12 protein-coding genes are annotated in these 13,714 nt (G+C 48.3%); 5 read left to right on the top strand and 7 right to left on the bottom strand.

Translation table 11 applies throughout. The features are described 5' to 3' along the window. Nucleotides 1-191 precede the first annotated feature (191 nt). Nucleotides 192-773 carry an NAD(P)H-dependent oxidoreductase gene (locus A6049_RS27135; protein ID WP_095206226.1) on the top strand — a complete coding sequence of 194 codons (582 nt, stop codon included), beginning with the start codon at nucleotides 192-194 and terminating at the stop codon, nucleotides 771-773. A 212-nt stretch (nucleotides 774-985) separates the two neighbouring features. Here A6049_RS27135 and A6049_RS27130 read toward each other — a convergent pair whose 3' ends face one another. The 5 genes from A6049_RS27130 to A6049_RS27110 all read right to left on the bottom strand — a co-directional run bounded on the left by A6049_RS27130 (nucleotide 986) and on the right by A6049_RS27110 (nucleotide 6,388). Further along, nucleotides 986-1,927 (bottom strand): glycoside hydrolase family 113, encoded by a 942-nt coding sequence (locus tag A6049_RS27130; protein WP_063567610.1) that lies wholly within the window; start codon nucleotides 1,925-1,927, stop codon nucleotides 986-988. A gap of 115 nt (nucleotides 1,928-2,042) precedes the next feature. After that, nucleotides 2,043-3,080 carry a glycoside hydrolase family 130 protein gene (locus A6049_RS27125; protein ID WP_063567579.1) on the bottom strand — a complete coding sequence of 346 codons (1,038 nt, stop codon included), beginning with the start codon at nucleotides 3,078-3,080 and terminating at the stop codon, nucleotides 2,043-2,045. Between the two features lie 22 nt (nucleotides 3,081-3,102). Next, entirely contained in the window at nucleotides 3,103-3,942 is an 840-nt protein-coding gene (locus A6049_RS27120; protein WP_063567578.1) for a carbohydrate ABC transporter permease, read from the bottom strand. Continuing rightward, a complete protein-coding gene (locus tag A6049_RS27115) occupies nucleotides 3,939-4,826 on the bottom strand; it encodes a carbohydrate ABC transporter permease (RefSeq protein WP_062323195.1) in 888 nt (295 codons plus the stop codon). The genes A6049_RS27120 and A6049_RS27115 overlap by 4 nt, the downstream gene beginning before the upstream one ends. Before the next feature lie 248 nt (nucleotides 4,827-5,074). Next, nucleotides 5,075-6,388: an ABC transporter substrate-binding protein gene (locus A6049_RS27110; RefSeq protein ID WP_063567577.1), complete on the bottom strand. Its 1,314-nt coding sequence runs from the start codon at nucleotides 6,386-6,388 to the stop codon at nucleotides 5,075-5,077. Nucleotides 6,389-6,611: 223 nt separating this feature from the next. Here A6049_RS27110 and A6049_RS27105 point away from each other — a divergent pair, with 223 nt between their 5' ends. The 3 genes from A6049_RS27105 (at nucleotide 6,612) to A6049_RS27095 (ending at nucleotide 10,198) form a co-directional block, all read left to right on the top strand. Next, nucleotides 6,612-7,793 carry an AGE family epimerase/isomerase gene (locus tag A6049_RS27105; protein ID WP_063567576.1) on the top strand — a complete coding sequence of 394 codons (1,182 nt, stop codon included), beginning with the start codon at nucleotides 6,612-6,614 and terminating at the stop codon, nucleotides 7,791-7,793. A 2-nt stretch (nucleotides 7,794-7,795) separates the two neighbouring features. Then, nucleotides 7,796-8,980 (top strand): glycoside hydrolase family 130 protein, encoded by a 1,185-nt coding sequence (locus A6049_RS27100; protein ID WP_063567575.1) that lies wholly within the window; start codon nucleotides 7,796-7,798, stop codon nucleotides 8,978-8,980. A gap of 204 nt (nucleotides 8,981-9,184) precedes the next feature. Further along, nucleotides 9,185-10,198 (top strand): LacI family DNA-binding transcriptional regulator, encoded by a 1,014-nt coding sequence (locus tag A6049_RS27095; RefSeq protein ID WP_063567574.1) that lies wholly within the window; start codon nucleotides 9,185-9,187, stop codon nucleotides 10,196-10,198. A gap of 149 nt (nucleotides 10,199-10,347) precedes the next feature. Here A6049_RS27095 and A6049_RS27090 read toward each other — a convergent pair whose 3' ends face one another. Together A6049_RS27090 and A6049_RS27085 are read right to left on the bottom strand one after the other, a co-directional pair. Continuing rightward, nucleotides 10,348-11,775 (bottom strand): pectate lyase family protein, encoded by a 1,428-nt coding sequence (locus A6049_RS27090; protein WP_063567573.1) that lies wholly within the window; start codon nucleotides 11,773-11,775, stop codon nucleotides 10,348-10,350. Nucleotides 11,776-12,021: 246 nt separating this feature from the next. Continuing rightward, nucleotides 12,022-12,537, bottom strand: coding sequence for a DUF2179 domain-containing protein (locus tag A6049_RS27085; protein WP_053782622.1), 516 nt, complete (start codon nucleotides 12,535-12,537; stop codon nucleotides 12,022-12,024). 350 nt (nucleotides 12,538-12,887) lie between these two features. On the opposite strand from A6049_RS27085, the gene A6049_RS34250 reads away from it, so the two are divergent. Continuing rightward, on the top strand, nucleotides 12,888-13,714 hold an 827-nt coding region (locus A6049_RS34250; protein WP_275078677.1), incomplete at its 3' end, for a Glu/Leu/Phe/Val dehydrogenase dimerization domain-containing protein.

Below are 13,714 nucleotides of genomic sequence, written 5' to 3'. Positions count from 1 at the left end.
CCGGTCTGTCGGCGATCAAGAGATGCATCTGATCGCACAGTGCTCCTGTGTAAAAACATTCTTTTAAATTAGAAGCGCCGGCTTCAACTGACTTTCAGGAGGTTCCTGAATATTTACCAGGTCATTCGTGACCTTTTCTTTTTGCACATGAGGTTAGTGTTCATTAACTAAAATAGTCAGGACGTGTCATCATTATGAAGAAAATATTAATTATTCAAGGCAACCCCGTCTCCCCAAGTTACAATGGCGCAATCGCCGAAGCTTATCGTAAAGGCGCTGTGCAGGCAGGTGCCGAGGTTCGCATGATCACCCTGAACGAACTAGAGTTCAACATGAATTTAGAGGGAGGCTATCGTAATAAACTGCCGCTCGAACCGGACTTGCTGGAAGCCCAAGAGGCCATTAAGTGGGCAGAGCATCTCGTATGGGTATTTCCGATTTGGTGGGGAGGCCCCCCTGCCCTGTTAAAAGGGTTCATTGATCGAATCTTTATGCCAGGCTATGCCTTCAAGTATCAAAAAGGAAAACCTTTCCCTGATCAACTGCTTAAAGGTCGCACCGCACGCATGATCACCACCATGGATGGTCCGAACTGGTACTACAAATGGTTCCAGGGTGAACCTGCACACAAAATGATGAAGATCTCCACCTTTGCTCTGACAGGCATCAAACCTGTGCGCATAACACCTGTAGATCTGGTCGGCAAACAGTCCGAGGAACAGAGAAAGAAATGGCTGGAGAAAATTGAGCAGCTTGGACAGAAATTGGGGTAAACAAACAACTCGTTCTTGAAGGGATTTTCATATAATGTTATCACTAAATTAAACGGTATATTCTTCTAACAATTTATATTCGAGACTATTTACATTTAATAGAAAGAAATTAAACTTAACCAAAAAAGATACTGCGTGCATAAGCACAGCAGTATCTTTGTCCATATATAAACGCTATTCAAGTAGATGGGATAACTCAACTCCAAGACAGACTAAGCTTCCAATGCAATGCCTTCATAGAACCGACGAATGACCTTCTCGGCTGGTTTACCATAAACTCCGTATCCATCATCACTCAAGGCATCTTGCTCCTGATGCAGATGGGCGCTCCAGTCCCACAGACCAAAGCCGCGTACCCACTCCCGCTTACTTGCATGACGGAACATGGCTTCATAGAACTGCTCCTGCTCTTCCGCATTCACTTCACCTTTCAATCCCCAGTCGTTCGGCACCTGTGCCGATCCACTGCGGCTAGGGCAGCCCGCTTCTGCGAAGAAAAAAGGTTTACCATTAGGTGCAATGGCCTGTTCAATCCGATCCAATTGCGCTTCCCAATCTCCGATGGGATAGTACCCACTGGACGAGATGACGTCCACGGCATCCCACCAATTCACATGCCCTTCCTGATACTTGTCGGTGTTGTAGGATACTAGCCCCGAATACACTTCACGCACTCCCGCGATGACCTCGCGCCATTCCTCGCTCCGACGCTCAGCCTGCACCATCTCACAACCCACAATAAACATCTCGCATTTCTCACGCTCTGCAATGGCCGCATAATGCTTCTGATACACGGTATAACTGTGGAACCAGTCCTGCCATTTTGGCTCACACGGCACATCGATATCAAAGAAGTTAATGTGTGCACGCCATGTGCCATCGGTGCAATTGACGGTTGGTTTCAGAATGACCCGCAGTCCCAGTGTGCGGGCATAACGTATCATATCCACCAATTCATCGTCTTCCACCATATGTTCACCCTCATATTTGACCTCTACAGCCTGCGGACGATCCTGATGTGCCGCCAGTGCAAAAATAACATGCGAACTACCAGTGCGTTCAGCCATCAGACGCAAGGATTCTTTCGCTTCCGGCTTGCGGAAGTCTCCCTTACCACTCATCCAGCCAAATGTAAATCCCTTGATGTATTCCATATGCATTGTTCCGCAATGCCCCTTTTTCAATTAATGTAAAATGAATGACCGAATGTATACACGTCCAACTACGATTGCAGTACCATCAGCTTTATTTAAAATTGTTTCACTTCAATTATAATTTGCCTTCCTCACGGTCTCCGGCAATGACTTCGTCGGTCTCGATAACGTAGTTCACAATCTCTTCGACAGTGGTATAAGCCACTCCAACGTATGTGTCGGCTGCACCATAATAGATGGCAATCCGTCCTGTCTCTGCATCATGCAATGTGGCGCATGGGAAGACGACATTGTCCACAAAGCCTTGCTCCTCATACCATTTTTCCGGGGTCAGTACGAAGTTGGAGGAACGATATTTCACTTTGGATGGCTCATCCAGATCCAGAATGACCGCACCCATACTATAAACAAAACCATTGCACGTTCCGGTTACGCCGTGGTAGAACATCAGCCAGCCTTCGGACGTTTCAATCGGTGCCGGACCGCCGCCAATTTTGACCGATTGCCACCAGCCCTGACCACCTTTGCTCATGACATGACGGTGCTTGCCCCAGTACACGAGATCCGGACTTTCGCTCAGAAAAATGTCCCCGAACGGCGTATGTCCGCTGTCGCTTGGTCTGGACAACATCACATAGTTATCATTGATTTTGCGTGGAAACAACACGCCATTGCGGTTGAACGGAAGCATCGGATTTTCGAGACGTACAAACGTTTTGAAATCTTCCGTCTTCGCCAAGCCCAGCGCTGCACCGTAGAAATCGGTACACCAGATGATGTAATACGTATCTTCCACTTTCACCAGACGTGGGTCGTATGCATAGTTCGGCATAAAGGAATCGCCGTTCTCGTCCACAAAAGTTATTCGTTGTTCTTCAATATTCCACTTCAGGCCATCCTCACTGGATCCCATGTGCAGGTGTGGACGTCCATTAATGGTTTCTGCGCGGAATACTCCGATGAATTTCCCCTCATAAGGAATCACCGCACTGTTGAAAATACGGGCAACTCCCTTGACCGGGTTACGCGGCACAATCGGGTTGGCGGAGTGTCTCCATACCGGGCCTTCTGTTCCCTCCGGTTTATCCTCCCAAGGCATATTCGGCAATACATCCCCAACAATGTGTACGTTTTTCGTATCAACAACTGTCATCGTTTCATTTCTCCCTTCGTTTTTATTTAACGGAGCCTTGTGCGAAGCCGTTGTAAATGTACTTCTGTAGCAGTAGGAAGATGATCATCGTTGGAATGATGGCGATCATGATCCCTGCGCTGATGACCTCCCACTGTGATCCGAACGGTCCCTTGAATTTGAAAAGAGCCGTGGATATGACCTGTAAGTCTGTCTTGGGCATGTACAGGAATGGTGTGTAAAAGTCATTGTAGATGTTGACACCCTTCACGATAATGACCGTTACAATCGCTGGTTTCAGAAGTGGCAGAATGATTCTCCAATAGATCGTGAAGTAGGAAGCGCCGTCCAGCATGGCGGATTCATCCAATGCATTCGAGATGGAACCCAGGAATTGCAGGAAGATATATACCGCGATGATATCTGTACCAAGGTACATCACAATGGCTGCCCATCTGGTATTGAACAGGTCGAGCGCGTTGATGATCTGGAATGTGGCGACCTGCGTCGTCACACTCGGAATGAGGGTAGCGAGCAGAAACGCGGCGACCATAATTTTCTTGCCTTTGAATTTGAAACGATCCAGCACATACGCGATCATGGAACCCGTTAAAGTGGCACCCACGATGGAGATGATCAGGATGATAATCGTATTTTTGAAACCGACCAGCATGTTGCCGTCCACAAAAGCCTTGGTATAGTTCGCAAAGTTCAGCCAGTTGGCTGGTGGGGCCAGCGGACTGCTGGTCGCATATTCTGCATTGGTTTTGAGCGATGCAAACAGCACCACAACGATGGGTACAAGCGCAATGAACGCTGCGAGAATGAGTGAAGCATATTTAAATATGCTCGCAAGGGTATATTTGAATGGTTGCACGTTCATTCCTCCCCTTTCATGGTGACACGCTGAACCAGCGTAACAAGAATGACAATAAACAACAGCACAACAGCCATTGCCGATGCCAAGCCCAGCTTGCCGTATTTAAATGCCAAGTGAACGGTCTGAATCACAAATGTCTCACTGCCATTGGAACCGTCTGTCATAATGTATGGAATATCGAACGCACTGATTGCGCCGCTAATCGCCAAAATCAGGTTGAGCTGCAGGATACGCGTAATGCTCGGCAGGATGATATGGCGGAACTGCTGCCAGCGATTGGCCCCGTCAATATCTGACGCTTCATAGACATCCTTTTGAATGGAAGAGATCGCACCCAGGAAGATGATGAAGTTAAAGCCCATGTATCTCCATACTGATGCTCCTGCGAGCGACACGTTAATAATATTCGGATTCCCAAGCCAGAGCTGGGTGTATTGTCCAAGCCCTACGGCCTGCATGAGTGTATCGAGGGTACCATCCGGTTTGAAGAAAAAGAGGAAGATAAATCCGATGGCTACGCCATTCAGCAGATAGGGGAAGAACAATATGCCTTTGAAAAAGTTTTTGCCGCGGATTTTGAAGCTTAGAATCGTTGCAAAGTAGAGGGCCAGACCCATTTGTACGAAGGTAGCCACAAAATAATACAAACTGACAATAAACACTTTAAAATACTCAGGGTCACTGAATATCCGCGTGTAGTTCTCAAACCCCACATAGTCGAACCTTTTGCTGTATCCGTTCCAATCGGTGAAGCTGTATTTGAACATATTAATGACAGGCAAATAAGCAAACGTGAACAGCAGTGCCAGCGGAATGATTGAAAAGGCACAAATGATAAATATGCGTTGCGCTGAATAGCCCCAATTCGAAATCTTCAAGTATTTCATGCTCTCCACACCTCCAAGCGGTTCTGCCGCTTTTATATCGAAAGACTCCCGTCCAATGAACAAATCCGGCTGGATAATCAACCACCGAAGGTGGCATTTCACATCCGATATGCTGCTTCCAGATGCAAAATGCCGTAGGAAAAGGGGAGACCTTCTCCCCTCAGCCAAGGCATGGTGCCTCGCTGTATTTCAGCGGTGGTCGGCCAACAGGTAGCGCCTTTACAGATCGATGAATCCCCGCAATCTGCTTATTTCGCCAGTTCTGTCCGCGCTTTAACCCATTTATCATTCAGATCCTTCATGATGTCATCGTACGATTCGCTGCGATTACCGATGGCAGCTTCGATAATGCGTTTCTTGAAGTCAGGCTGCCAGAGGCCAATCTCGCCTTCGTTGTCGATTTTGTCAACCAGACCTTCCTGTCCTTCTTTGGCAGGAGTCAGTGTGGAGAATGTAACGTCTTTGTATTGATCCAAAATCGGTGGCAATTCCGCATTTTTGTCTGCGCTCATGCCTCCGCCTTGCTCAACCGCATAGTTTGATTTCGCGAGAAACCAGTCAATCCACGCTTTCGCAGCAGGTTTGTTCTCACTGTTCACGTTCATGCCGATGTTATAGTCTGCTGCGAGTGGAACGACAACATCACTTGCATTCGTAGGAAATGGCAAGAATCCGATATTATCCGGTGTATCCGTCAAGCCTTGAATTTGGGTAATCGCCCAAGATCCAAGCGCCATCGTTGCAATTTTCCCATTCGCCAGATCAGCCTTGGAGCTTTCCCAGTCGGTTGTGGTCGGATCTTTCTCAATCAGGCCATTCTTGGCTGCGTCGTAAAGCACTTTGTACAATTCATAGTGCGGCTTGCCAGCCACAAAGTTTTCATCCGTGTTCGGTTGGTCAATGTTCACATAGTCCACACTGCCTGCAACCGTCGGCAGATCCGCTTCCCATTGTGTCAAAGCCCAGCCGGAGGCATAGTTGGTGTACAATGGAACAGCGTCCGTATTGTCTTTCACCAATTGCAGTGCAGCCTGGAATTGCTCAGGCGTTTTGGGAACTTCCGCAATGCCAGCGTCCTTGAACACCTGCTTGTTATAGATGATGCCAGAGAACGTGATAACGGTTGGAATTCCATATATCTGACCGTCCACCATACGTTCTTCGATGCCTGTGTACTTCTCTTTCAGCTCATCGTACGTGCCTAGTGGTTCAAAAAAGTCCGGAATGTCGGCAATCGGTACGCTGGTGGGGATCATCAGCACGTCACCATAATCTTTGGTACTCATACGAATCTTCACTTGTCCCTCATAATCGGCCAGTGCCTGGAAGTTTACTTTGACATCCGGGTATTCCTTATTGAACTCCGCGGCGTAATCTTTGAATACGCTATCAACAATATCTGTACGCTGCGTGAGAACGGTGATTTCGCCCTTAATATCCGCAGGATCTGTACTGATTTCCTCTCCTGCCTGTGGAGATCCACCCCCGGAAGAGCAAGCTGCGAGCAGAGAAGTGATGAGCAGCATGGTAAGCAGAAGCATCCAGCCTTTGTTTTTTCTCATTTGGTTCTACCCCTTTTCTAAGTTAATTTAAGTTATCGTTAAGGTTACAAAATGAATTTTATTATGGTAATGTTTACCTGTCAATTAAATTATTTATTACTTAGCAAAAGTTTTTATCACAAGATTCGTTGACAACGTATTTTCCCGACACTAATATTAATCAATAAAGTTAACGTTAACTTAAATATTAATTGAATCCTGTACTTTGAAGGAGCGCTCACTTATGACTCACACCAATGACATTAGAACTGAAATAAAAGAACACTGGGAAGGTCATATTCTGCCATTCTGGTCTGCCCTCAAAGATCATAACAACGGCGGATTCTACGGCTGGGTCGGTAATGACCTTCAGGTCGATCCACTCGCTCCCAAGGGCGGAATCGCCACGGCACGACAATTATGGTCCTTTGCAGCAGCCTACCGGGTAACCGGAAATGAAATCTGGCGTGATCACGCTGAACATGCTTACCGTTTTCTTGTGAATCATGTGATGGATACGGAATACGGCGGCATGTACTGGATGGTCCATGCCAATGGAAAACCGCTCGACACAAGCAAACATGTGTATACGCAATCCTTCGGTGTCTACTCACTGAGTGAGTACTATCGTGCCACTGGGGATGCAGCTGCTTTGGAACTTGCGAAAACGCTTTTTGCCCTGATAGAGGATCAAGGGCTGAATGCCGAATTACCTGCATACAAGGAACAATTTGATCGCTTCTGGAATGAACAGCCCAATGAAATGCTGAGCGAAAATGGTGTGATCGCCGATTACACGATGAATACGCATATTCACGTGCTGGAGGCCTACACCACGCTCTACCGAGTGTGGCCAGACCAGCAGGTGAAGACGGCGCTGGAACGCTTGCTCGGCATCTTATATGAACGGGTGTATGACAATGACACGAAGTTTCTCGGGGTATTTTTCAACATGGATTGGCAATCCATCATCGATCTGCGTTCATTCGGGCATGACATTGAAGCCAGCTGGCTGATCGACGAAACGTTGAAAGTGCTGGGTCTGGCTCAACACCCGGAGTATTCTGCGATGGTTACGGATATTGCCTATAACATTTCCAATGTGGCTGTACAGGCCGATGGCTCCCTGATGAATGAACAAGAGGGTGACCGTGTGGATGAGAAACGGATATGGTGGGTTCAGGCCGAGGCGATGGTCGGCTTCTACAACGCCTATGAGCGTACAGGTGACCGTTTGTTTTTGGAGAGAGTAGAACGCTTGTGGACATATACGAAGGAACACATTATCGATCACCGCGCTGGCGGGGAATGGTACTGGTCGGTAGACGGGAACGGCACACCGGATCAAAGCGAAATCGCCGGACCGTGGAAATGCCCGTATCACAATAGCCGATTCTGCATTGAACTAATTGAGAGGATGGGATAACGATGATACACCCCAAATACAATGAATTATTGGAGCAACAGGAGCAGCTGTTTACGCGCCAAAATGAAATTGACTCTTCCTTCTACAATGGCGTATATGATCGGTACCGTTATCCGGTAATCACACGCCATCATGTACCGCTGCACTGGAGATTTGACCTGGACGAAACGACGAACCCCCACTTCATGGAGCGTCTGGGCATTAACGCTACGCTTAATCCGGGGGCCATCTATTTCAATGGCAAATACGTGATGGTCATCCGAACCGAAGGATTGGACCGTAAATCCATCTTCGCTCTAGCTGAGAGTGATAACGGCATCGACGGATTTCGCTTCACAGGCAAACCCTTAGTGTGGGAAGATATCGATGCCGACGAAACCAACCAATATGATATGCGATTGGTTCAGCATGAAGATGGCTGGATCTATGGTATTTACTGCTCGGAGCGCAAAGACCCTGAAGCACCAGCATTTGATACATCCAGTGCCGTAGCCCAGGCAGGACTTGTCCGGACACGCGATCTGCTCAGCTGGGAGCGTCTGCCCAACATCAGGACCAACTCCCCTCAACAGCGAAATGTTGTGTTGCACCCCGAATTTGTAGAGGGTAAATATGCGTTCTACACCCGTCCGCAAGACGGATTCATCTCCACAGGCAGCGGCGGCGGGATCGCCTTTGGTCTGTGCGAGGATATTCTGAATCCGGTCATTGCAGAAGAAACAATCATTGATGAACGGAAATACCATACGGTATACGAAGTGAAAAATGGCCAGGGCCCTGCTCCGATCAAAACGGATCGCGGCTGGATTCACATTGCCCACGGAGTGCGCAATACGGCAGCAGGTCTTCGCTATGTGCTGTACACTTTCGCCACGGATCTGAATGATCCCGCACGCATCATCGCCAAGCCGGGTGGACACTTCATTGCTCCATATGACGACGAGCGCGTAGGTGATGTATCCAATGTTATTTTTTGCAACGGAGCGGTGGTCAACGAACAGGGTGAGGTTTTCATCTATTACGCATCGAGTGATACCCGCTGTCATGTGGCCACAACAACGCTGGATAAACTGGTCGATTACACTTTCAATACCCCGGCTGATCCGTACCGGTCCCTGGATTGCGCCAGCCAGCGCGGTGACCTGATTGAGCGGAATGAGAAGCTTCGCCAAAAGCAAATGGTTTAAAACTGAAGATCAGCCTTCAGGCGGAAAATGCGGCATGCTGAAAAATTAGCGCAGCGCTAACCAGAATTTCTTTATTCCATGTGGGTAACGATGTATACTAATATGGATTGTTGTTATGTTTGAAGGAAGCGCTAACCATAATGACAGCACATTGTACGTAAACCGGCTTGAAGGAGGCGACCAAAGCTGAAGAACAATATCACCATGCGGGATATCGCCGACAAGCTCGGAGTTAGCAGTGTGACGGTCTCGAAAGCATTAAATGATAAAGATGGCGTCAGTGGCGAATTGAAGGAAAAAATTAAAGTGCTTGCCGTTCAGATGGGCTATCGGTATAACGCCGCAGCCCGTTCGATGAAGGAAGGCCTGACTCATAATATTGGTGTTATTATCCCGGAGCGGTTTACCGGACCTACACAATCGTTCTATGTACGTGTATTCCAGCGCATCACCAAACATCTGGAGGATCAGGGATACTACGGTATTCTGCACATTCTGAATGTGGAGGACGAAGAGGAATTAATACTACCGAAGCTCTATAGTGACAACAAAGTGGATGGTTTCATTGTGCTTGGACAAGTCAGCAAGGAATATATCGAGCTGGTCCAGTCGATGGAGGTACCCAAAATGTTTCTCGATTTCTACGATGAGCATTCTGATATTGATTCTGTCGTTACCGATAACTTTTACGCTGCTTATGAGCTGACAAACGTTCTGGTACAGCAGGGACACCGCCGCATCGCTTATGTGGGGAATCTCTATTCTACTAGCAGCATTCAGGACCGGTTCCTCGGTTATTACAAATCATTGCTGGAGCATCGGTTGCCGATGAATCCGGATCTTGTGCTTAATGACCGCGATGAGCGAGGTACGTTTATTGAAATTGATCTGCCAGAGCAGCTGCCTACGGCTTTTGTATGCAATTGTGATCAGGTGGCTCATCTGCTCGTTCAGAAACTGACTTCCCTGGGTATTCAGGTGCCTGCACAATGCTCTGTGGTTGGGTTCGATAATGATATCTATGCCACACTCTCCGAGCCCAAATTAACTACGGTTGAAGTCGATGTGGAACAGATGGCGCGCACTGCGGTTCATTCCATGCTCAAAAAGATTGATAACCCGAGTCGCAGCTTCGGCCGCGTACACGTGAAGGGTAATATCATTTATCGTGATTCGGTAACTGCTGCACCTGCCCTTTCGGATAACGTATCTGACTAAAAAGGTACGAAGACTTCCCGTTCCACAAAAAGAGTGCTCCCGGCCATTACGGCTGCAGGAGCACTCTTTGCTTATGAAAAAAACGATGAATTGGCTTGAAATCCTTCTAATCATAGCCACTCGTTTCAACACCCGATTCGTGTTGCTGTCTAGTAGCTCGTCTTCAACCAGTTGTCTTTGGACCAGGATAATTTGCCTGCACCTGCTCCGCTCGAACCGGTGAGGCGTGCATTCAGCGTCGCTGGATCATCGGTAGCGTAGCTGTAAGGAAGTGAAGAGAATCCGTTCCAGGAGAAAGCTTTCACTGCGGCCGGAACCGGGCTGAGCGGACTGCCGGATGTATCACTGTTTCCACGGAATGAGCTTCCATCCAGAGAATACATCGTGTCAGTCACCTGAATTTTACCAGTATATGTTGCATCGGCCGGGTCCGTCTGGTTATTGCGGACCGGGAACAGTACGTCTTTGATCACCGACTTTTCGACCAGTACTGCACCATCTTCAGTGGAAATAGCTCCGTTGCCGATGATATCAAAATGATACCCTTTGGACGAAATCGCCGTTGCCATCGCAGAAGTGATTCTGGATTTGGCCGCACGTGCCCCTGTCGCATCCATCACAATATTGTAGGCATGCGCATTGCCTCCGCGCAGACGCGGCATGCGATCCTGGATATCTTTGTACAAGTTATGGTGCAGAGTTATGGACAGATTAGCATTGGCCGATTCGAAGCTGGTCGAACCAACCAGATGACCTTTTTTCTGAGGAGATGAAATGGCAATGATATCGGCTTTGCTAAGCCCAACCGCGCTGCTGCGCAGGTAGTTGTACATCGGATAGGAAGCCTTGTTCGCTTCCAACTCGTTAATCTGCTGGGTAACCCAGCTGTTTGAGCTGCCGTCATCCCCTTTGAAGAGGGACCAGGAGATGGTCACACCACTCGTTCCTTTTTTCGAATCGACAAGCCCGTCGTAGGCTTTATTGAATGTGCAGTGATCAATCCATACGTTGCTGTTCTCTTCAAGGGTGATGTAATCCCAGTCGTTTTTGTCGTAGTCACCTTTGGTCGCTTCATCCCATTCCCATAACTCATCGAATTCGAGGTTGCGGATAATAACGTTGGAACTGCGTTTGACGCTGATGGCTCCGTGCTTGATCTTGGCCCCGTTGGCTGAGAAGATGGTCAGGCCATTAAAGCTGTCGATCGTCAGCTTGCTGACACCCGTTTGCTTCAATACAGGATGAGTCAGCGCATCATTATGCTTGGCAAAAGGCGATGTCTGTGCAGCGCTCGGAATTTCGTTCCATCCCAGATTCAGGTCGTTCATAATCTCGACGACTTTGACACCAGAGTTCTTTTTCAGCGCCGCAGCGAGATCCGTTGCATTGTATACCTTCTTATACTTGGACGTGTCCGATTCGCTGATGGTACCTCCACCCGTATTGCCTTGGGAGAAACCTGTAAGATTGTAATCTGCATTGCCTGCTGCCTGTACACTTGTCGGTCCAGACAGTAGGGTGAAGCCCAACGTCAGAGCCAGCGCGGCACTGCACCATGTTCGAATTTTGCTTTTCATAAAACCATTCCTCCCTAATTATAATGATTGCGTCTGTCCATCTCTGCCATCGCAAGTCACGAAGGACATGTCCTCAATGTAAATGTTGGAAGCGATTACAACAATAATCCTTATCTCAGATCGTTTTGGGATCCTGATATCAGTCCTCAAATAACACCCGATTTAACCCGGAGCATTCCCATTTCAACTTATAGACATGAAAAAAAGCCCCCAAAGGGGCTCACTATTATCTCGAATATTCCTAATTTATCTTTTGATGGAACGTGTCCAGAACCCGCCATGGAACTGTTTGGGCTCAACGGTGATGACAAATGCTTTGGGATCAAGCTCCAGAATCGTCTGATATAGAAGTTTCTGGTTTTTTCGTTTCGCCAAAATCTCCATAACCAGCCGGTCTCCATCTCGTCCACTACCAACCCAGGCGGTGACACCGTATCCTTTATCCCGCAAGGCATTCGCTACATCCCCGCCCATCTGGTTACAAATAACCTTAACGGTAACGTAACCAAGCGCAATCTTCTCTTCGATCCAGGCACCCAGCAATACCCCCAGCCCATAACCAACGGCATATACAATTAACGCAGATGGCTGGGTCAGATATTTGAGTACCAGATTCAGACCGAGTACGTAGATCACAATTTCGCCCATACTGATGAGCGCAGCAATATATTTCTGTCCTTTGAGCGTCAGAATCATCCGAAGTGTATAAGCAGATACATACACAATCTGGATCAAAAAGATAAATACCAATATTTTAAACAATCGCAATCCCTCTTTCCTGACTTTCACAACGAAATGGGCCGTTTGTTGCGTGCCTTCGTTCCGCTTCCTCTACATATCATTTATTCTTCTGCATGTTTACTCTATCTCCATCATTGGACGTTATGCGGTCATTTTAAACGGTTGAACGTAAATTGGACTGCATTTTCTATTTTCTGCCCACTGGCAAGCCGGAACTGACATTATAGAGCCCTTTTCACTCATTATCAACCCGGCCTGAGACCCAGGGGCGAAAAGCGGCGTGTCTGAATATGCTGAACCAACAGTAATTCGATTGAGGCGTACAGGCAAAAAGGTTCGGGAAACGACGGCTACCAAAAGGGGGAACTGTCATGCAGTTGTGGCATGAGATGCAGCGGGAAGGTATGGAACAACTCATATTTTGCCATGATCCACGGAGCGGGCTTAAAGCCGTTATCGCCATCCATAGTACAGTGCTGGGTCCCGCACTCGGGGGATGCCGCTGCTGGACGTATGCATCGGAGGAAGAAGCGGTTCGGGATGCCATCAAACTCGCGAAGGGCATGACCTACAAATCGGCGGTCTCCGGTCTGCCATATGGCGGGGGCAAAGCTGTGGTGTGGGATGTGCCAGCCGAATTGATCATCAAATCGGGCGATGCCAGCCCAGACAACAATCTGAATCCCAAAAAAGGCAAACAGAATGTCGGACCCCATACGAACATCATTAAAGGCAAGGATACATCGAACGGATTAGATAAGGATTTAGATAAGACATCCAAAAACAACCTACAAGCCTGCCGGCGTGCCGAAACGTTCCGTTCTCTGGGCCGCTATCTGGAACGACTGAACGGACGTTATGTGACGGGGCTGGATCTGGGCACTACGGCGGCAGATATGGACCAGATCCGGCTGGAGACGGTACATGTGACTGACACGACCGGATCGCTTGGTGCACAGGATGATTTCACAGCTGAGATGACCGCCTACGGTGTATACACTGGCATTGTGACATCGCTGCGTCACCAAGGCATTGACGCCTTGCAGGGCATTGACGCCTTGCAGGGCATTTGCGTTGCCGTCCAGGGACTGGGCAAGGTCGGGTATGCCCTGTGCCGTTACCTGCATGCAGCCGGGGCACGGCTCATTGTGGCAGACGTTGTACCCGAACGAGTACAACGTGCCCTTGTGCAGTTCAG

Source organism: Paenibacillus sp. O199, from assembly GCF_001636635.1.
GTDB lineage: Bacteria > Bacillota > Bacilli > Paenibacillales > Paenibacillaceae > Paenibacillus > Paenibacillus marchantiae.
This window is presented reverse-complemented; position numbering and strand designations above follow the sequence as displayed.

What these genes read in the sequence shown, in the direction of transcription:
- A6049_RS27115 (WP_062323195.1), bottom strand. Translation starts at nt 4,826, where the DNA reads ATGAAATACTTGAAGATTTCGAATTGGGGCTATTCAGCGCAACGCATA.
- A6049_RS27095 (WP_063567574.1), top strand. Translation starts at nt 9,185, where the DNA reads ATGCGGGATATCGCCGACAAGCTCGGAGTTAGCAGTGTGACGGTCTCG.
- A6049_RS27125 (WP_063567579.1), bottom strand. Translation starts at nt 3,080, where the DNA reads ATGACAGTTGTTGATACGAAAAACGTACACATTGTTGGGGATGTATTG.
- A6049_RS27105 (WP_063567576.1), top strand. Translation starts at nt 6,612, where the DNA reads ATGACTCACACCAATGACATTAGAACTGAAATAAAAGAACACTGGGAA.
- A6049_RS27120 (WP_063567578.1), bottom strand. Translation starts at nt 3,942, where the DNA reads ATGAACGTGCAACCATTCAAATATACCCTTGCGAGCATATTTAAATAT.
- A6049_RS27130 (WP_063567610.1), bottom strand. Translation starts at nt 1,927, where the DNA reads ATGGAATACATCAAGGGATTTACATTTGGCTGGATGAGTGGTAAGGGA.
- A6049_RS27100 (WP_063567575.1), top strand. Translation starts at nt 7,796, where the DNA reads ATGATACACCCCAAATACAATGAATTATTGGAGCAACAGGAGCAGCTG.
- A6049_RS27110 (WP_063567577.1), bottom strand. Translation starts at nt 6,388, where the DNA reads ATGAGAAAAAACAAAGGCTGGATGCTTCTGCTTACCATGCTGCTCATC.
- A6049_RS27090 (WP_063567573.1), bottom strand. Translation starts at nt 11,775, where the DNA reads ATGAAAAGCAAAATTCGAACATGGTGCAGTGCCGCGCTGGCTCTGACG.